Origin of the sequence: Flagellimonas nanhaiensis (genome assembly GCF_003382275.1) — a bacterium.
In the GTDB taxonomy this organism is placed as follows: Bacteria; Bacteroidota; Bacteroidia; order Flavobacteriales; family Flavobacteriaceae; genus Flagellimonas; species Flagellimonas nanhaiensis.
In genome coordinates this window covers 26,821-45,790 of sequence record NZ_QTJX01000002.1, presented here as the reverse complement: position 1 = coordinate 45,790, position 18,970 = coordinate 26,821, and the positions used below count along the sequence as shown (strand labels likewise).

Sequence of the window (18,970 nt, the reverse complement as noted above, 5' to 3'; positions counted from 1 at the left end):
TCATTAGATTGGGTCTTTGCATTCAAAGAAAAAGCTAATGTTCGTACATTAAAGGACTTAAATAATCCAGAATGGTCAGATATTTTCTTTTGATAGTCCTTTTGAGCATGGCGAAGTCCTTTGGGCAAGATTTGGACAGTTTGTTGGTTCAGGCCCGTGAGTCTTCCAACGATTCCATAAAAATTGATTGGTATAATCGGGCAGCATTTGGGTATATTTTTAGAGATTCGGAAAAAGCGGGTTCCATACTTGATGAGGCATTTGAATCATTGGACTCTCTAAAAAATAGCTATGGTCTTGCCGTATTGACCAATACCAAGGCAATTTATATGGATGTTGGCGGCCAATCAGACTTGGCCCTAAAATATTTCTCAAAAGCACATAAAATCTCAAAAGCTAATGGGTATCACGAGATTGCTGCCAGGGCGGTAAACGGATTGGGGATGGTGCACTGGAACAAAGGTGAATTTGAAACTGCGCTGGATTATTTCTTTGAGGCCCAAAAAGGATACGAACAATTAGGGAATAGAAAGTCCATGGCCGTTCCGTTGAACAACATCGGATTGATCTATCAAGAATTGCTACAGTATAAAAAAGCATTGGAATTCCATGAGAAATCCTATGCTTTAAGACTTGAGTTTGACCTCAAAAGAGATCAGGCCACCTCGTTGAACAACATGGGTATTTGTTCCATGAGACTTAATCGATTGGATGAAGCTTTTAAAGCCTTTCAGAAAGGTCTGGAAGCTGCGGAACAATCCGGCAATATGTACGAATACCATCAAATTTTGGGGAATTTGGGGGATTTGTATCGAGTTCAGGGAAAGACTGATTTGGCCATCCAAACTTTTTTACGCCGTTTAAATATGCCCCAACAGCTGCAAAACAACCAACGCGGTCAACTGATCACCTACACGGATCTTGTGGACCTTTACAATGAAAGCAATCAGCCGCAGACAGCTTTGGTTTATGCCACCAAGGCCAACGAAATTTTAAAAATCTATCCCCATTATACTAAGGCCATTTCAGATTTCCCCCTGTTTTTGGCGGAAACTTATTTCAGACTGGGAAATAATAGCGAAGCCAGGAATCAGCTTAAGAAATATAACCAGGTCAAAGATTCAGTTTTTTCCAATAGAACCTCCAAACAACTTTCAGAACTTGAGGTGAAATATGAAACGGAGAAAAAAGACAAGGAAATTCTGTTGCAAAGGGCAAATCTTGCAGAGCAACAACTCTTGATTCAGACCAGGAACTGGCAGTTGGCCGGGCTGTCCATTTTCATGATTCTTCTGGTTTGTATAGGATATCTGATTTATAGCAGACAACGGTTAAAACAGCAGCAAGCGGCCAAGGAAAATGAGCTGAAGTTGACCATGGAAAAAATCAATGCAAAGAATAGGTTGCAAGAGGAAAGACTTCGAATTTCTAGGGAGCTACATGATAATATTGGGGCTCAACTCACCTTTATCATTTCTTCTTTGGACAATATGAAGATGACCCTGCCCTCCGAGGAAGGAGTTTTAAATAACAAACTCAATGAAGTAAGCGATTTTGCAAGGGATACCATTGTGGAGTTGAGAGATACCATTTGGGCCATGAACAAAGGTTCCATCAATTTGGCCGATCTAAAGATCAGAATCGCCAATTTTATTGAAAAGGCTGAACTGACCACACTAAAAACCGAATTTAATTTTGATTTTTCAGAGGATGCAGAGGCGTTGACTTTTTCTTCTTCCAAAGGAATCAGTATTTATAGGGTTATACAGGAAGCACTTAACAATGCGATCAAGCACTCTGGGGCTGATCATGTAAAGGTTAATTTTAGTGGAGTTGGGAAAAAATTGTCCATTACAGTTGAGGATGATGGAAATGGCTTTGATATGAACAAAGTTGACAAGGGCAATGGATTGATGAATATGAAAAAAAGAGCTCTGGAAATAGCGGGAGAGCTTCAAGTAAATTCTGATAGACAAAAAGGTACGGTAATCCAACTTAAGGTTCCCCTGGCATCATAAAAGAACAAGGCATGAAAATCAATGTGGTTTTAGTGGATGATAATGTTTTCTTGATTCGCACAATTCAGGAAAAATTGTCCTTTTTTCCAAGCATTCAAATAAAATATTCGGCCAATAGTGGAGAGGAACTTTTGGAAAAACTAAAAAAGGACACTGCCATACATCTTATCCTAATGGATATTGAAATGCCCAATATGAATGGCATAGAAGTCACGGAGAAGGTAAAACAAAAATACCCTCACATAAAAATTATCATGTTGACCGTTTTTGATGATGATGAAAGCATATTTAAGGCCATTCAAGCAGGTGCGGACGGGTATTTGCTAAAGGAAATTGACCCCACTCGCCTGTATAATGGTATTTTGGAGACCTTTGGTGGAGGAGCGGCCATGAATCCATCCATTGCCAAAAAAACATTGAATCTTTTACGGAACCCAGAAGTTGAACTCAAAAAGGAAAAATCGGATGTTACATTGTCTTTACGTGAAGTACAGGTCCTTGAGCAATTGGCAACGGGAATAAGCTATGTGCAAATCGCGGAAAATCTGTTCATATCACCTGCGACGGTGAGAAAACACATCGAGAACATTTATAAAAAGCTTCAGGTGCACAACAAACTGGAAGCTGTTCAAAAAGCTAAGCGTGATAGGCTTATTTAAGAACTCCCGAGTAGTTTTGATCAACCAACATCAAGCCATCATCAATAAGATGTCCTATATCCGGTCTTGATTTTTTGATTTCCTCTAGATGGGACTTGATGTCTTGCGCGAGTTCTTTCCTTTGACCTTTTGCGGCCAATTCGTAAAGTTCCACGGGCAATAACCAATCCTCTGGAAATTCATTTTTTATCTCGTCAAAAAGTTTGCTTCGCGATATAAAAGTATTGATGCCTTCGCGGTAATCACGGACTCTCTGATAGTATTCCTCCAGTTTCTCCCTTTCAGGGTTTGCGGCTCTTTTAATGGTTGTTTCCGAAAGCTTGTGCGAAATCAAATTGAAACTGTCCAAATCTGCCGGACCATTATAAGCGGATACTACTTCTTGGCCTACGGCCATATGATAATGCCCCCATTCAGGTAAAAATAGAATGGTTCCATCATACGTGACCCTACAATCCTCGAAGGTGATGAGTATAATTTTTCCCATAAGGTTCCGGGTTCCGGTCACAATTTTACCCTCAACCTTTACTCCGCCCTCAAATTCCAGCGTTATTCGTTCACCCTCGTAAATATTATAGGCCCTAAGATCGCGTGGTCCCATATCTTCAATGGCCAAATTGATGCCCTTGAGTTTGCCAATGGGCGTCCCAAAACCTTCTTTATGGGATAGCGTGCCATGGCCGACCAACTCTTTCTCCCGATAGGCCAGTGCGGTTGGACCATCTGTTCTAAAATAGATGGGTTGTCCGTTGTGCTCAATAACATCACGAAATTTTCCTGAAATCTGGATTCCGGTACTCAATTCAATGGTGCCCAATGCTTTGGATTCAATCAATTTCTTAACACCTGAAAGCCCGCCTGTACGTAGGGCCATGGTGTTTGCAAAATCTTCCAATACCTGACTTAAAAAGGCAAAATCCGGTGTCACGAACAACTGTGGTTGTGGCTTGGTAATATCAAATCCGGTATGGGCCGCTTCAATGGAATATGGAATCTTTTTGACTTCATCGGTCATACACCATGTGCTTTCTCCAATAGAAGAAAGAAGTCCAGCTCCGTATATTTTTGGGTTTTCCACCGTGTCAATCAGACCATATTCCACCGTCCACCAGTGCAGGTTTCTGATCAAGGCCATCTCACTGGGCTTTCCCATATTGTTCTGTAGTTCCTCAATCTTTTTTTCAGCTTCGTCAATTTCCTCCTGAGGGGTGCCATGTGCCTCTTTAATAATGGAGAGATGTCTTACCGCATCATAAAGTTCATAATCCTTGGCACTTGAAATGGCTTTGCTGCCAATTTCCCCAAATCGTCTTAAATACTCCGCATATTCTGGATTGGCGATAATCGGGGCGTGCCCGGCCCCTTCATGGATGATATCTGGTGCTGGTGTATATTCAATGTTTTCAAGTTGTCGTATGTCCGAAGCAATCACAAGAACATTATAGGCCTGAAACTCCATAAATGCCGAAGGAGGGATAAAACCATCCACTGCAACGGCGGCCCAGCCTATTTCTTTTAGAATACGGTTCATACCGTACATATTTGGAATATGATCTATGGAAATCCCGGTTTTTTTGAGGCCGTCTACGTAGGATTTGTGTGCCACCTGACTTAGATAATCTACATTTTTTCGCATCACGTACCGCCATACAGCTTGATCAATAGCAGAATATTCCTCGTAATTCTGAGGTTTGATGTATTGTTTTAAATGTTTTGGAAGCTTGTCCAAAATAGGATTGCTTTCGTATTTGGATTTTGCCATGATCTTTGATTTATTCGATTTTGTTCCCTTGTTCATTGTACATTTCCTTTATGGAAAAAGCTTCGGGCGAAGACCCGTTGGTTTCCAATAGCTCCAATTTTTTCTTGGCCATTTCCAATGAGGGAATTTCACCTTCCGGAATCCACCACATTACAAACTGAGAAGGACCTTTTAAGTCGAACCACCTTTTTTTGTTCCTGAGAAAATAACTGTGCACCGTACCATAAACGAAGTCCTGCAATACTTCCAGGTTTTCCCAAACAGAAATGTTCACGGCCATCATTTCATCTCCAAAAGGAGATTCAATATAAGATGCCGATCTACCCTGTTCATCTTTAAGCCTCCATACAAAGCCTGGACTTTCTTCGGCCAACTTATTGACCGGTTCTAGGAAATCCACAAATTCCTTCATGATGGGATTGTCCAAATTGGCTTTGAAACGTGCAATATTGGCCTGTGCCAGATAAAATTTCATTCAAACAAATTTCCATAAAATTAGAAATATGATTTCAAATGGACTACTATTGGAGAATTATCAGGAAAAAATACTATTATTTTGATATTATAAAGGAATAAGTGCTAAATTGAAGAATAAATCATTATACAAAAAGGAAATCATGCAGGAACGTTTGGATGCAATTGACCGAAAGATTCTAAGAATATTAGAAAAGGATGCTAAAACGGTGGCCAAATCCATTGCAGAACAACTGAACATGACCAAGACCCCTGTCTATGAACGAATCAGGCGTTTAGAACAAGAAGGATTCATTAAACATTATGCCGCCGTCATTAATAAGGAGCAGGTAGAACGGAGCATCACGGTTTTTGGTTTTGTATCCCTAGAAGCCCAAAAAGGGGAGCTGATGGATGATTTTTTGGCCCAGGTAAAAGAATTTCCAGAAGTGGTGGAATGTTTTGTTGTGGGGGGCGAATTTGATTTTCTACTCAAAGTAATTGTCAAAAACCTGGATGCATACTATGATTTTGCAAAGCAGAAGATAGCGTCACTGCCCAACATTGGTGCTGTAAAAAGTGCCTTTGTGCTCAAGGAGGTCAAAAATGAGATTGGATTTCCGTTGTTATAAAATAAAAAACCGCCCAAAGGGCGGCTTTCAATATTTTAATTGGAGGCTAACTCGTGACCTGGAGGATATCTTTCCAAGATTTGATTCACAAATTCCCGGATTCGCTCCTCTTTTTTCTCTACGTTGCTGGTATTGTTCAGAGTTCCAACACCTCGCCCTTGCCATACCAGTTCCTTGTTTTTGGCATCGATTACATCAATATAAAGAGAGCCTTCGGTGCGGGTGCTAACATTGCTTCCCCAGCCCCAGCCCCAACCAGGACCCCAGACCCAGGGATTGTAAAAACCACCATAACCCCAGCCCCAACCAAAGTTGTTGTTGTACACATCTACGCGTTCACGTTCCTTGGTAAAAATGCTGATGAGCACGTCGGGTTGTTCAGATTTTACCATACCACGGGAGCTTAATTCGGAATCAATAGCCCGTAAAATTCGTTTTTTATCCAAGTCCGATATTTGCGCCTTATCTATGCCTGTTTTGTAAAAGGCATAACTTTTATAGGCGTTGAAGTCAGCTTGTTTGTCGTAGTCTGAAATTACCCGTACAGAGCTGCAGGAGGCCAAAAAGGTAACTGCAAGAGCCGCCAGGGTGAATAGTTTTAAATTTTTCATAGTACTTTTTTGAATTCTTTGAGATTACCATAAAACCATCACAAATATTATGCCGAATATTCAGTTTTGTGTATTGGTTTTTGGGTCATATCCATAAGGACAATGTCTGCAACCGCTTTCGCAACAATATCCCCTTTTCAACAGGTATTGTTCGGTAAATACCCGATATCCCTCTTCCGAAAGATAAAAATCACCCTCCTCCAGAGGAATCCGTTCCTTCATGCGTATAATCACTGTTTTCGCCATATAAAATTAAACTATTCCCATAAATATGACTTGTGTGCGATTCGATTCCGAAAGTGGCCGTTCAACGAAATTGTTAAAAACATGGTCGATTCAATCCAATTTTCTGGAACTTGAAAAGTTATATTTGTAGGAATACTTTGATAGATTTCAAGTGATTTTAGTTTTTAAACACTTTTTTTATCGCAATTACGTAGGCTTGTCCCTATGGCCGTTCATCATTTTAAAGGAAGATTCCCTTAAGGATGATACGGTACTCATCAACCATGAGCGCATCCACTTAAAGCAGCAGCGGGAATTGCTGATTCTACCCTTTTATATACTCTACATATCCGAATGGTTGCTGCGCACTGTGCTTTACTTGGATAGCTACCGGGCTTACCAAAACATAAGTTTTGAACGTGAGGCCTATGCCAATGAAAAGGATATGGAGTATCTTTCCAAGCGTAAAAGCTTCGCTTTTTTCAACTATTTGACGCGATAACTTAGACTTTGGACATTCCAAACCAAAAAGTGGACCTTCCTGTGCTTCGGGAAAAGGAGGTGACCCTTTACATCAAAAGGGAAGATACCATTCATCCTTTGATTTCCGGGAACAAGTACCGTAAGCTCAAATACAATTTAATTGAAGCCAAAAACCAAGGTCATAATACGTTGCTCACCTTTGGTGGTGCCTTTTCCAACCACATTGCCGCAGTCGCCTGTGCAGGACACGAGCAGGGCTTCAGGACCATAGGGGTGATTCGGGGAGAGGAACTGGAAGACCGTTGGCATGAAAACCCTACGCTGCAATTAGCGCATCAACATGGAATGCAATTTCATTTTGTGTCCCGAAGCGCTTATCGCGATAAAGCAACACCATCCTTTCATCAACAATTGCAAAACACCTTTGGAGAATTTTACTTATTGCCCGAAGGGGGAACCAATTCGTTGGCCGTAAAAGGTTGTGAAGAAATTTTAACTGATGAGGATGCCGATTTCGATTTGATTTGCAGCTGTGTGGGCACCGGAGGTACTTTGGCCGGATTGATCAATTCTGCAAAGTCTCATCAAAAAGTTTACGGATTTCCTGCCTTGAAGGGTGATTTTCTCCATGAAGATATCCGTAAATTTGCCCGAAACACCCGTTGGGAACTCCAATTGGACTATCATTTTGGGGGATATGGGAAGGTGAATCAAGAATTGGTGGATTTCATAAATACCTTTAAAAAAGATACAGGAATTCCTTTGGACCCCATATACACGGGAAAGATGCTTTTTGGTATTTTTGATTTGATAAAGAGGAATGTTTTTCAACAAGGAATCCAAGTCTTGACCATCCATACCGGAGGGCTGCAAGGTATAAAAGGCATGAACCTTGTACTGAAAAAGAAGAATTTACCGTTATTGGAGGTATGATTAGACGATTGGGATACGTAATGTTAGTGGTGTTATTGGTCACGGGCTGTAAGTCCAAAAAAAGAACGGTTAGCAAAGAACGTAGACCTGTTGTGGAATCCCGAACTCCACGTAATCCCAACGCCAATTTACCAAAAGATGGCCCCAAGGAATCGGAATTGTACCCCCTTCCAGAGAACCCAGGGAGATTTGTGCGATTTCCCATAGCCGATACCCAGGAATATATTGAAACCTTTGCCGAAATGGCCCAATACGAAATGCGTGCCTTTGGCATTCCGGCCAGTATTACCTTAGCACAGGGAATTTTAGAAAGCGGTTCGGGCAGGGGAGAGCTTACCCGAAAGACCAACAATCACTTCGGAATAAAATGCCATACCGGCTGGGACGGGGAATATGATTTTCATGATGATGACGCCAAGGGAGAATGTTTTAGAAAGTACAATCACCCCATGTATTCGTTCCGGGACCATAGTATTTTCTTGTCTACCCGTTCACGCTATAGTTTTTTGTTCAATTATCGAAGGGACGACTATAAAAAATGGGCCTATGGACTTCGACAGGCAGGTTATGCCACCGATCGTAAATACCCTCAAAAACTTATTGCCTTGATTGAGCGTTATGATCTGGACCAATATGACGAAGCGGTGGTGCGTGGTGGTTTGGATACGGTACGGCAACCCAAAGAATACGAAGTATTCACCCATGTGGTCGAAAAGGGCGATACGCTTTACGCCATATCAAAAAAGTATACCATTTCGGTGGATGAACTCAAGCGACTGAACAACCTGAACAGCAATACCATTTCCATTGGGCAGGTGCTCAATATCCGAAAAGAAAAAACCAAATAATAACAAGAGAACACCAAATCCATAATGATTTACCAACGAAGCAGCGCCCTCTTTGCGGAGGCCAAAAAGTACATTCCCGGAGGGGTAAACTCGCCGGTTAGGGCATTCAAGGCAGTAGGGGGCGACCCAATTTTTGTGAAAGAGGCCAAAGGTGCTTACCTCTATGATGAGGACGGCAACCAGCTTATTGATTACATTGCCTCATGGGGGCCGCTGATTTTGGGTCATGCGTATGAACCCGTGATCAATGCTGTAATTGAGCGCGCCAAAAAGGGTACTTCCTTTGGAATGCCCACCGAAATTGAGACCGAATTGGCCCAATTAGCCGTTTCCATGGTGCCGAATATTGATAAGATTCGATTTGTGAACAGTGGTACTGAAGCCTGTATGAGTGCGGTCCGATTAGCGCGTGGTTATACTGGAAAGGACAAGATTATCAAGTTTGCAGGTTGTTACCATGGTCATTCTGATGCTTTTTTGATACAAGCGGGGAGTGGGGCCGTTACTTTTGGAAGTCCGAACAGTCCGGGTGTTACCCAAGGCACGGCCAAGGATACCCTGTTGGCCACCTATAACGATTTGGAAAGCGTAAAAGCACTTACCGAAGCCAACAAAGGTGAAATTGCTGCTATTATTTTGGAACCTGTAGCGGGGAACATGGGCTGCATTATCCCCACCGATGAATTTATTCATGGCCTACGCAAACTGTGCACGGAAGAAGGTATTTTATTGCTTTTTGATGAGGTGATGACCGGTTTCCGATTGGGCAAGGGTGGTGCACAAGAAGCTTTGGGTGTGGATGCCGATATGGTGATGTTTGGAAAAGTCATTGGGGGCGGACTGCCGGTAGGAGCATTTGCCGCCAAGGCCGAAATCATGTCGCATTTGGCCCCTGAAGGGCCAGTGTACCAAGCAGGAACCCTAAGTGGAAACCCTCTGGCCATGAGCGCAGGATTGGCCATGCTCACCGAACTGAACAACAAACCCGAAGTGTTTACCAGTTTGGCTCAAAAAACGGAGCATTTGCATAAAGGCATTGCTGAAGTACTCACCGAAAAAGGTGTGGCCCACCAGATTAACCGCTACGGAAGTATGATTTCTGTTCATTTTACGGAAGAGCCTGTGGTGGATTTTGCTTCTTCGGCCAAGGGCAATAACGATACCTTTAAAAGGTATTTCCATGGCATGCTGGAGCAAGGGGTGTATTTGCCACCTTCTGCTTTTGAAAGCTACTTTTTAAATGATGCGTTGAGCTACGAAGATTTGGATAAGACGGTTGAGGCGGTGAGAACTTTTTTTTAGCAGAGAGTTTCATTTTAAAACCCTCAAAAAATTCTGGAGGGTAGAATGAGGGTAGCTACTCAATAGGCTAGTTTAATCTCCATAGCCATCTATAAGCTCTTTCATATCTGAGATAAGTAAAATAGTTGTATTTATTTTTTGTTTTGCTTTTCAATCAAATCAAGAATTACGAATACTGCTTTTCCTGTATCCCATAATATACTGACTGAATAAATTAGTACGCTTACTAAAACAGTGTTTAACGCAAATTGCTTATGCTCAAAATTTATTATCTCACTGTCGGACAATACTAGAGATACAACACTAACAGTTATCAGAACAACTTGCTCCGTTAAGGAGAATTTCATTTCGCTAATGGTATTTTTGAAACTCATTGTTGGATGCTTTTCTAGAACATCTTGAATTTTGGAAGCTATTAATCCCAAAGTAGCCGTATTTATTGCCAACAAAGTCAATAGAAGACCAATGATATTTTCAATCAAGTATTCAAAGAGAAAATCAGATTCCAGATATCTAGATATCAGGCATACAACAAAAGCCAAAATGATATAAAACGATATGTTTTTTGCTAACCTCATTCAGAAATTAGTGATTGATATACTTTTATTACTTGTTCTGCTGGCCCTTCTATTTTAGCTTCGCTAATTTTAACCGTCACCGGATTTTCTTTTGTAGAATATCTTTTTTTAATGCCTTTTACTTGAAGTTTAATATCACCAGCCCCTTCAGAGGTATATTCGACAAGTCCATTTATTGCAGGATTTGATTTATCGATATTTTCAAGAACTCCATTTTGAGGAGCTTTGACTACAATATGACTTTCCTTACTATTCACATTATCAGTAAAGTTTCTAAAGTCTTCTGGAAGAGATTTAGAGATATTTGCAAGATTTGGTCTAATATACTTGAAATCGATTAATTTTATATTATGCCTATGCTCCTGCACAAAATTCCAGAAAGTTTCTTTTTTAAATAATTCTTCGATACTAACTTCAAGACCATAATTCAATAAGTTATAGTTAAGAAGTTTAAACAAGATGTTCTTTACTACTTTTGGTTTAGTAAATGCTTCTGTGTTATCACTGATTGCAATTTTCTGAACTGAGGGATTATTGTTAATGATTATGTAAACAAAAGGTTCGTTGGTTACATTAAAATCCTCAAAATCTTGAACGATTCTAGCTGATTTTCTTTGGGCAAGTTTTATAAGATAGAAGTTGTTTTCAAAATGTTCTAGTTTCAACGGGTTTCGGTCGTCTTTATAGTAATTCAAGTCTTCTAAGACTTCACCAAAAAACTCATTTTTCTTTTCCTTGATTTCTTCAGGGCTTTTAATCACTTTGGGGAAAAGTTCTATTTGCTGTGATTTATTGGTTATAGGGTTTAAATGGTATCTGAAAATGTGAAATGTTAATATTTTATCCATGTGGTTTAAATAAATTACGGTTGGGACATCGTCAAAAGTGATGTGAACAATTGATTATTAATAAGATGAGGGAAATGCTCTTGAAAATTACCATAATCTAGAAACCTGTCATTACACAAAACCCTCAAAAAAACTAGGGTTTTTCCGCAATTTTGGTTGTTTTTGTCATTTCGAGGGAGCGACGCAGCCGAGAAATCTGATATTATAACTTCATACGATTTCTAAAAAGTCCCAACAACCCAAAAAGAGGCCCCAAAGCCAATATCAAAAACAATAAGTGCGGCGCAATAAGGTCTTGCAAAGCAGATATCACCTGAAGACTGACTATGGTTATGGCAAAGCCAATGCAGTTAACAATCGTTAGGGCGGTACCTTTTACATCCGGGGGAGCACTTTGGGCCACTAAGGTTGAAAATAGAGGGGAGTCGGCAATAACAACCATGCCCCAAAATAAGAGGAATAGCAAAAAAATGGCGGGCGATGCAAATAACAGTGCAAGTGGAGATAGCAGGCAACAAATCCCCGATAAGGTCAGGGCAGTGGCAGCGGTATATTTTACGCCATAGCGTTGCGAAATGTACCCGCCCAATACACAGGCTAAACCTCCTATTGCAATAATCCAAAATGACCAAAATGAAATTCGAAATAAGGCGATTCCATGCCATTCCATATAAATGCTGAGTAATACAGGAACAAAGGCCCAAAAGGTGTACAATTCCCACATATGCCCAAAATATCCAAAAGCAGCTGCCCTAAAATCCTTCTTCTTAAAAATGGAAAAACAGGCTGTAAGATCCAAGTGTTGGGTTGACTTTCGAAAGGGTCCATCTGGTACCATCATAACCATCAAGAAGCCTCCTATGGAGGCAAGAGCTGAAGTAGTGTAGATAACATATTGCCATGGAAATAGCGCTGTAAGCCATTTTAAAAAATGGGGCAAGGCCGTACCCACCACTAACGCCCCAACCAAATAACCTAAAGACTTCCCCAAACCTTTATCAAAATAATCAGAAGCTATTTTCATGCCGACAGGATAAATTCCTGCTAAAAAGAATCCCGTTGCAAAACGGGATGCGAGGATGGTCCATCCAACCGTTTGCCATACAAGGACAAAGTTACAAAGGGCTCCCAAAAGGGCACACCATAAAAACACTTTCGAAGGTGAAAAACGGTCGGTTATAGTCAACATGGCAAAGAGCAAGGTGCCTATGATAAACCCAAATTGAACTGCTGCGGTGATATTTCCCAAGCTTTGATTTATGTTGAGGTCTTCAACTAGGCTGGCAAGCACGCCGTTTCCGGCAAACCAAAGTGATGTACAGAAAAATTGTGCGATAACAATGGTTAAAAGAATATGTTTGGGTGGTTTCATCAACTTTTTTGAAATTGAAAAATAGTCATTTCGAGGGAGCGACAGTACCGGGGAATCTAAAATAGTGGGATTGCTCGCCTCCATATGGTTAGTACGAAATGATGATATGGAGTTTACAAAGATTTGTCATACTCCCTTAGGGAGGTTTTAAATGACAGCTGTTAAAGCATGTTAAATTTTTACCGAACGTTTGGTAAAATAAAATTTGTTACTACATTTGCCTCATGAGAATCGCAAAAGTATCAGATCAGGAAATGTTGAACGGATTGATGTCCGTGTTTCGTGCCAAAGGATATGATGGGGCCAGCCTAAACGAATTGGCCGAAGCTACGGGTCTGAAAAAGGCGAGTCTCTACCATCGCTTTCCAGGAGGGAAAAAAGAAATGACGGATGCAGTGCTGGACTATATGGAAGGTTGGGTTCATGGTCAGATCTATGCAGTACTCACAGATACAGGGAAACATCCCGCGCAACGCTTGGATGAGGCCTTGAACAATTTAAGTGCGGTGTACAATGGGGGCAAAGAAGTTTGCCTGTACCGTTCATTATCCATGGACACCGGAATGGCACTGTTTGGGGAGAAAATAGAACAGGGAATCAACCAATGGCTAGCTGCCTTTGTAGCCCTGGGCAAAGCCCAGAAATTTGACGACGCAAAAGCGGAGGCTTTGGCCAAACAAGCCTTTATTGAAGTACAGGGAAGCTTGGTGCTGTCCAAGGCTATGGATACCACGGAACCTTTTAAGAACACCTTAAAAACTATTAAAGAACGATATATTAACACCTAAAAAATTTTAAGCCATAAATTTACCGAACGTTCGGTAATTATAAATTAAACAAAAACCTTTTAAATCAGAAACAATGAAAACTAGAAAAACAATTGTAACACTTTTTGCCTTGGCGCTTGTAGGCGTCGCGACCTTAAACGGACAAAACAAACGTTCCGTAGCCCAGAAAGATTATCCCACTACCTTTCATACCGTAAAGGTGGACGGTCTTGACATTTTTTACCGCGAAGCGGGACCCAAAGACGCTCCAACCCTGTTGCTGTTGCACGGTTATCCCACTTCTTCGCATATGTTCCGAAACCTGATGCAGGATTTATCCCAGGACTACCATTTGATTGCTCCTGACTATCCTGGATATGGGCGCAGTTCTCAACCCCCTATGGCTGAATTTGAATATAGCTTCGACAATTTTGGCGAAATCATTGAGCAATTATTGGTGCAGCTCAAGGTGGACCGCTACAGCCTCTATTTGATGGACTATGGTGCTCCTGTGGGCTATCGCATCTTTGAAAAACACCCGGAAAGAGTAGAAGCTTTTATTGTGCAGAACGGGAATGCCTATACGGAGGGATTGACAGATTTCTGGAATCCTTTGCGTAAACTTTGGGCCGATAATTCGGAAGCGAACAGGAAACCCTTGGAAGGTTTTCACCAGATTGGCGGCCTTAAATGGCAATATCTCCATGGTGTCCAGGATAGTACCAAGGTGAGTCCAGACAATTGGAACCATGACCTGCAACACTTAACGCGTCCTGAAAACAATGAGATTCAACTAGCACTGTTCTACGATTACCGAACCAATGTGGACCACTATCCGGGATGGCAAAAACTCTTCAGGGAATACCAAGTGCCCACCTTGATCGTATGGGGTAAGAACGACTATATTTTTCCTCCTTCAGGAGCGCACCCTTATAAAAGGGACCTTAAGAATGTAGAGATGCATTTGTTGAATACAGGTCACTTCGCCCTGGAGGAAAAAGGAGATGAGATTGCAGATTATATTTCCAAATTTCTAAAAAAGAACAACATCCAATAATGATGTGTGATTGATGTTTGTTGAAAAGGAAACGGGGCAATTTGCCCCGTTTTCCATTCAAAACTAAACATACCCTAATGAGAAGGGTTAATCCATAGCAGGTGCTGCCATTTACTTTTTTCCTTTAGTATCAGCACAATATTGATGATAAAAAGACCAAAGGTCTGAAGCAACTCACCTAGTTCATCGCTTTCCAAAAACAAATGGAACAAAAAGATATGCAAGGTAATGGGCAGTAAGAACACCGCACCAATAAAACTGGTTCCTTGTGGCAATACCAACAGACCAAACAACAGTTCACAGATACCCAGCAACTGCCAAAAATACCCGGTTTGCTTGGCGCCACTGATGTACAATATCTTTTGAAGGGTACTTTCTTTTTCAGGCGATGTAAATTTTTCAGCCTTTTCCACCACTTCAACCGGGGTTGGAATGGGTTTTTGGAATTTCTGAATGCCTCCGTAGACCATCATTCCGCCGAGAATCAGCCGAATAATGATGAGTATAATGTTCGTTGGTTTCATAGTTCGGATAGATTGGTGTCCCCTTGGTTGGGATTGTACAAGTATTTGAAGGTATACACCCGCGACTCGTCCATAAATGGGTCGGGTTCGGCTGGAGCATCCCTATAATAACTCAGAATTTCCATTTTGGCATATTTTCCATCGTGGGTGCGGAACACCAGAATTCTTCCAGGAATTGGGGTTACGGTAAAGGTGGCGGGATTATAATTGTACCAACCACTGTCACTCCCTGTTGGAATGGCAAAAGCTGCATCGGCATCTTGGGTAAACGTCAACCCATCGGCAGAGGTCACATCGGAAAAGGTGCCATTCTGAATATAGGCCGCTGCATTGCCGTTTCGGGAGGGTTCGTCAGCAGTTCCCGTAGCTGTTCCTCCGTTAAGGGCAATGGTGGTCCCCCTAAAGGCTATATCCCAATCGGTCTCGCTATCTGTGACAGTACCCGTGGCGAAGCTAAATTTGGTAAAAGGCCCCCCAACAGGCTCACCCTGTCCCCCTGTTTGTGGCGCGGGAACATTGGTAGCCGTATTGCTTTGTACCGGGTCGGGTTGGGGCGCATCCGAATCATCATCGCTGCAACTGGACAGAATTGTAAAAAGTAGTAATAAAGTTGAAAGTTTTAAAGTGGTTTTCATTTGATGTAAAAATTAAAATTGAAAGTTTAAACGCATAAATAATTGTATTCCTGGGTTGATGAGCAGCTCACTATCCTGTGTGGCCAGGGGGTTACTTCCTTTAAAATTCAGAAGATTGTTGGCGCCCGCCTGAAGGCGGTAATGTTCAAAGAAAGTTTTACCAAAAGCAAGATTGACCAAGGCGTAGCCTTTTACAAAGGAGTCATCAAACTCATCCAAAACGTCATTGCCATTGCGGTCCGTAAGTCCAAAACGACTACGGTAGGTGACCCTGATATTTGCATTGGCATTCCATTCTGGAATCTCATAGAAAGCTTTAAAGTTGAATGTATGTCGAGAGCGATTTTCCAGTCCGAAGTAATCCGAATTGGTCAACCTAACGGTCTCCAAAGTTTGGGGATTTCTAGCAAACACCTCACCGTTCGCTATGGCATTTTTCCGGTTTTTATCGAAAGCATATAGTAATTGATACCCTGTAGAGAGCTTAAGGTTTTCGACAGCTTTGTACCTAACTTCCAATTCAAGTCCCTGGGTATATACTTTTTCTCTATTGAGATAACCAAAAACGTTTTGCCCGTTGGTTTTGGAAGCAAGAATTCGCGTGTCTATCAGGTTTTTAAAGTCATTTCGGAACAAATTGATTTCAGAGGATAGTTTTCCTTTGTTGAATGTAGCCCCTACATTGTATCCAATCGAACTTTCGGCCTTTAGATTTGCTCCCAAATCTGCTACGTCGACCTGGAGATTTGCGATTTCACCATTTTCTAAAAGACGTTGGATTCCTGCAGACTCAACTTCCTTCCCGAATACGGAATAACCTCCGCCGGAAACGTTTGTAAAATCAAGATAGAGTTGCCTAAAGTCGGGAGCTTTGAACCCGGTACCCACTGAACCTTTCAATGCCAGGTTTTTTGACAATTGATATCGTGCTGAGATTTTGGGACTGAACTGCGAATTGTATTCGCTGTGATGATCAAACCGACCTCCGGCAATAATATTGAGTGCTTCAATAGGTTTGAAATCGTACTGGGCAAAGGCATATTGGGATTCAAAGGAAACCTCTCCTGCGAACAGCGACCGTTCCAAATGTTCAAAATTATACCCCGCACCCAGGGTCAGCGTACTGCTTGTGGTAAATGCGTGATTAAACCGAATTTCTGGCCTCAACAAGGTTTGATCAAAGTCGTTTTCAAATAGGGATTCATTGGTTATTGGATCCAGAGACTGTTCGGTTGTAGTGTATTTGGTAAAATAGAGTTCATAATGCAGATTGGTTTTTTCTGTTGGATTGTGGTCGATTCTTACCTGTAGGTTAAGGTCATTTTCTTCGCTGACGTTAGGGGAAACATCAAATTCTTGAAGAAAATATCGGCCAGAACCAAAGATGTTGAGTTTTGGGGCTACTTCGTAAAACAAACGTCCATTAAAGGTGTAGTTGAATGATGGATTTATAGTTTGGCCCGCTAGGTCCGGCGCCAAATCGTAGCCATCTGTGCTCAATCGATCGGCGAAAAGGGAATATCCAATTTTCTTCTTTTTTTGATTTAGACTAAAGGCAGTGTTTTGATTATTGAAACTTGCAACTCTATGCGAAATCTGCCCATGAACCTGTTCGGATTTAGGTTTTTCCGTAATTATATTGATGACTCCACCCAAGGCTTCTGAACCAAAAAGACTTGATGAAGGACCCTTCACCACCTCTATTTGTTGAATGTTGCCTATGGCAAAACGACTTAGGTCAAGGTTTCCAGAGCTGCGCCCTACCACAGGAACGCCATCGATCAATACCAATACATAATCTGAGGCTATACCTTGAATTTGAACACCTTCACCACCACCTATCGTGGCATCTGGGGTCATGATGATACCTGTTTGCTCGTTCAAGATTTCATTCAAACGGGTCACGCCGCTTTCTTGAAGCTGTTTTTTTGGAATCAATGTAACCGGTAGGGGGAGGGAAGAAAGCTGTCTTATAGTTCGTGTAGCGGTGACGACCACTTCATCAAGATTCTCAGTAAGAATGGAGTCCTTTTTCAATTTTGAGCCTTCCTGGGACCAAAATGCAGTGCAAGAAAGAAGTGAAAAATAAACAAGAAAGTTATTTTTATTTAGACTCATTCTAATTAGATTTGCAGCAAATATATATTTATTTTAATTCAATCTAAATAAGAATAATAATTATTTTTTTCACTTTAACCTTAAAACTTTACAATGAAAAGACTTGCATTTTTTTCTTCTTTAAGTATCATGTTTACCCTATTTGTAAGCGCCCAAAACAAAATGGAACAGGATAGGGAGGCCATTAAACAGATGTGTGGCTGTTATGAAGTTGAGTTTAATTTTGCGGAGACCTTTGAGTACTCAGATGACGAAACCTATACTCCATCAAAAGTCAAACACGACAAGGGACTCGAATGGGTTCAATTGGTAACCGATGACCAAAACAAACTGGTTTTACAACATTTATTGATTGTTGGAAAACCGGATGCCCCACATGTAATAAAACATTGGAGGCAAGACTGGCTTTATGAAAATACGGAGCTTTATACGTATAAGGCCGACAATGAATGGAGCTATATATCTCTTCCAAAGAGTCATGTACGGGGACAATGGACCCAAAAAGTGTTTCAAGTGGATGATAGTCCCCGTTACGAAGGTTCTGCTACTTGGGTACATGTAGACGGCAGAAGCTTTTGGGAAAATAATACTTCTGCGCCTTTGCCAAGAAGGGAATACACCAAACGAAGCGATTACAATGTGACAATGAGGAACAACAGACACGCTATCACTCAAGACGGTTGGATTCATGATCAGGACAACAAAAAAGTTGTTCGCAAAATAGGTCAAGAAGATGTTGTTCTAGCTGAGGAAAAGGGCTTAAATAACTATAAACGAGTGGCCAATGAGCGATGTAAAGCTGCTCAAGATTGGTGGAGTTCCAACGGTGCGGATTGGGCCAAAGTCAGAGCCAAGTGGGACAGGGTATTTATGCGCAAACAAGATTTAAAGCTGAATGCCAAAGTGGATGACAAACCCCTTTATACGCATTTGTTCGACAAGGATTTTGAAAAAAATGAAGCGAACATTGATCGGGTTATTGAAAGCTTCATTTCAAAATAAACATGATTTTAGAATATAAAAAACCACCATTAATGGGTGGTTTTTTGTTTTCAATTTTAATGAAGGGCCCTTCCGACAGTAAAATAGTATTCTTTAAGGAATAAACTTAAGGAGGAACCTAGAGGTCAAAAGAATCGATGAAG

General features: G+C 41.3%; 20 protein-coding genes. 10 read left to right on the top strand and 10 right to left on the bottom strand.

What is annotated here, in order from left to right:
- Window positions 1-71: 71 nt before the first annotated feature.
- Window positions 72-2,018, top strand: a complete 1,947-nt coding sequence (locus DX873_RS07695) for a tetratricopeptide repeat-containing sensor histidine kinase (protein WP_116183886.1) — start codon at window positions 72-74, stop codon at window positions 2,016-2,018.
- Between the two features lie 11 nt (window positions 2,019-2,029).
- Window positions 2,030-2,677 carry a response regulator gene (locus tag DX873_RS07690; RefSeq protein WP_116183885.1) on the top strand — a complete coding sequence of 216 codons (648 nt, stop codon included), beginning with the start codon at window positions 2,030-2,032 and terminating at the stop codon, window positions 2,675-2,677.
- Here DX873_RS07690 and DX873_RS07685 read toward each other — a convergent pair.
- Window positions 2,670-4,439: an aromatic amino acid hydroxylase gene (locus DX873_RS07685; RefSeq protein WP_116184829.1), complete on the bottom strand. Its 1,770-nt coding sequence runs from the start codon at window positions 4,437-4,439 to the stop codon at window positions 2,670-2,672. The genes DX873_RS07690 and DX873_RS07685 overlap by 8 nt on opposite strands.
- A 10-nt stretch (window positions 4,440-4,449) precedes the next feature.
- Window positions 4,450-4,914, bottom strand: coding sequence for a DUF3291 domain-containing protein (locus DX873_RS07680; RefSeq protein ID WP_116183884.1), 465 nt, complete (start codon window positions 4,912-4,914; stop codon window positions 4,450-4,452).
- Between the two features lie 142 nt (window positions 4,915-5,056).
- Here DX873_RS07680 and DX873_RS07675 point away from each other — a divergent pair, with 142 nt between their 5' ends.
- Complete coding sequence (locus tag DX873_RS07675) at window positions 5,057-5,524, top strand: Lrp/AsnC family transcriptional regulator (RefSeq protein WP_116184828.1); 468 nt, start codon at window positions 5,057-5,059, stop codon at window positions 5,522-5,524.
- Window positions 5,525-5,559: 35 nt separating this feature from the next.
- Here DX873_RS07675 and DX873_RS07670 read toward each other — a convergent pair whose 3' ends face one another.
- Together DX873_RS07670 and DX873_RS18860 are read right to left on the bottom strand one after the other, a co-directional pair.
- Window positions 5,560-6,135: a DUF4136 domain-containing protein gene (locus tag DX873_RS07670; RefSeq protein ID WP_116183883.1), complete on the bottom strand. Its 576-nt coding sequence runs from the start codon at window positions 6,133-6,135 to the stop codon at window positions 5,560-5,562.
- A gap of 60 nt (window positions 6,136-6,195) precedes the next feature.
- The gene (locus DX873_RS18860; protein WP_181899502.1) at window positions 6,196-6,357 is read right to left on the bottom strand and encodes a DUF5522 domain-containing protein; all 162 of its coding nucleotides are present in this window, start codon (window positions 6,355-6,357) and stop codon (window positions 6,196-6,198) included.
- A 175-nt stretch (window positions 6,358-6,532) separates the two neighbouring features.
- On the opposite strand from DX873_RS18860, the gene DX873_RS07665 reads away from it, so the two are divergent.
- Genes DX873_RS07665 through hemL form a run of 4 tightly spaced genes read left to right on the top strand, consistent with a single transcriptional unit; the run spans window position 6,533 to window position 9,926 of the window.
- Window positions 6,533-6,862: a hypothetical protein gene (locus tag DX873_RS07665; protein WP_116183882.1), complete on the top strand. Its 330-nt coding sequence runs from the start codon at window positions 6,533-6,535 to the stop codon at window positions 6,860-6,862.
- 8 nt (window positions 6,863-6,870) lie between these two features.
- Window positions 6,871-7,776 carry a 1-aminocyclopropane-1-carboxylate deaminase/D-cysteine desulfhydrase gene (locus DX873_RS07660; protein WP_116183881.1) on the top strand — a complete coding sequence of 302 codons (906 nt, stop codon included), beginning with the start codon at window positions 6,871-6,873 and terminating at the stop codon, window positions 7,774-7,776.
- Entirely contained in the window at window positions 7,773-8,624 is an 852-nt protein-coding gene (locus tag DX873_RS07655) for a glucosaminidase domain-containing protein (RefSeq protein ID WP_116183880.1), read from the top strand. Before DX873_RS07660 ends, DX873_RS07655 begins: the two co-directional genes overlap by 4 nt.
- Window positions 8,625-8,648: 24 nt before the next feature.
- The gene (hemL, locus tag DX873_RS07650; protein WP_116183879.1) at window positions 8,649-9,926 is read left to right on the top strand and encodes a glutamate-1-semialdehyde 2,1-aminomutase; all 1,278 of its coding nucleotides are present in this window, start codon (window positions 8,649-8,651) and stop codon (window positions 9,924-9,926) included.
- Between the two features lie 131 nt (window positions 9,927-10,057).
- Here the strand turns inward: hemL and DX873_RS07645 are convergent, their stop codons facing one another.
- The 3 genes from DX873_RS07645 to DX873_RS07635 all read right to left on the bottom strand — a co-directional run bounded on the left by DX873_RS07645 (window position 10,058) and on the right by DX873_RS07635 (window position 12,724).
- A complete protein-coding gene (locus tag DX873_RS07645; RefSeq protein ID WP_116183878.1) occupies window positions 10,058-10,504 on the bottom strand; it encodes a hypothetical protein in 447 nt (148 codons plus the stop codon).
- The gene (locus tag DX873_RS07640) at window positions 10,501-11,352 is read right to left on the bottom strand and encodes a hypothetical protein (protein ID WP_116183877.1); all 852 of its coding nucleotides are present in this window, start codon (window positions 11,350-11,352) and stop codon (window positions 10,501-10,503) included. The genes DX873_RS07645 and DX873_RS07640 overlap by 4 nt, the downstream gene beginning before the upstream one ends.
- Before the next feature lie 202 nt (window positions 11,353-11,554).
- Window positions 11,555-12,724: an MFS transporter gene (locus tag DX873_RS07635; protein ID WP_116184827.1), complete on the bottom strand. Its 1,170-nt coding sequence runs from the start codon at window positions 12,722-12,724 to the stop codon at window positions 11,555-11,557.
- 224 nt (window positions 12,725-12,948) lie between these two features.
- Between DX873_RS07635 and DX873_RS07630 the strand changes: the two genes are divergently transcribed.
- Both DX873_RS07630 and DX873_RS07625 read left to right on the top strand, forming a co-directional pair.
- Window positions 12,949-13,512, top strand: a complete 564-nt coding sequence (locus tag DX873_RS07630; protein ID WP_116183876.1) for a TetR/AcrR family transcriptional regulator — start codon at window positions 12,949-12,951, stop codon at window positions 13,510-13,512.
- Window positions 13,513-13,585: 73 nt separating this feature from the next.
- Complete coding sequence (locus DX873_RS07625; protein ID WP_116183875.1) at window positions 13,586-14,548, top strand: alpha/beta fold hydrolase; 963 nt, start codon at window positions 13,586-13,588, stop codon at window positions 14,546-14,548.
- A gap of 74 nt (window positions 14,549-14,622) precedes the next feature.
- Here DX873_RS07625 and DX873_RS07620 read toward each other — a convergent pair whose 3' ends face one another.
- Genes DX873_RS07620 through DX873_RS07610 form a run of 3 tightly spaced genes read right to left on the bottom strand, consistent with a single transcriptional unit; the run spans window position 14,623 to window position 17,825 of the window.
- Window positions 14,623-15,072 (bottom strand): DoxX family membrane protein, encoded by a 450-nt coding sequence (locus DX873_RS07620; protein ID WP_116183874.1) that lies wholly within the window; start codon window positions 15,070-15,072, stop codon window positions 14,623-14,625.
- Window positions 15,069-15,707 (bottom strand): HmuY family protein, encoded by a 639-nt coding sequence (locus DX873_RS07615; RefSeq protein ID WP_116183873.1) that lies wholly within the window; start codon window positions 15,705-15,707, stop codon window positions 15,069-15,071. Before DX873_RS07615 ends, DX873_RS07620 begins: the two co-directional genes overlap by 4 nt.
- 12 nt (window positions 15,708-15,719) lie before the next feature.
- Entirely contained in the window at window positions 15,720-17,825 is a 2,106-nt protein-coding gene (locus DX873_RS07610) for a TonB-dependent receptor plug domain-containing protein (RefSeq protein ID WP_116183872.1), read from the bottom strand.
- A 93-nt stretch (window positions 17,826-17,918) separates the two neighbouring features.
- Here DX873_RS07610 and DX873_RS07605 point away from each other — a divergent pair, with 93 nt between their 5' ends.
- On the top strand, window positions 17,919-18,827 hold the full coding sequence (locus tag DX873_RS07605; protein WP_116183871.1) for a DUF6607 family protein: 909 nt from the start codon (window positions 17,919-17,921) through the stop codon (window positions 18,825-18,827).
- Window positions 18,828-18,970: the final 143 nt, after the last annotated feature.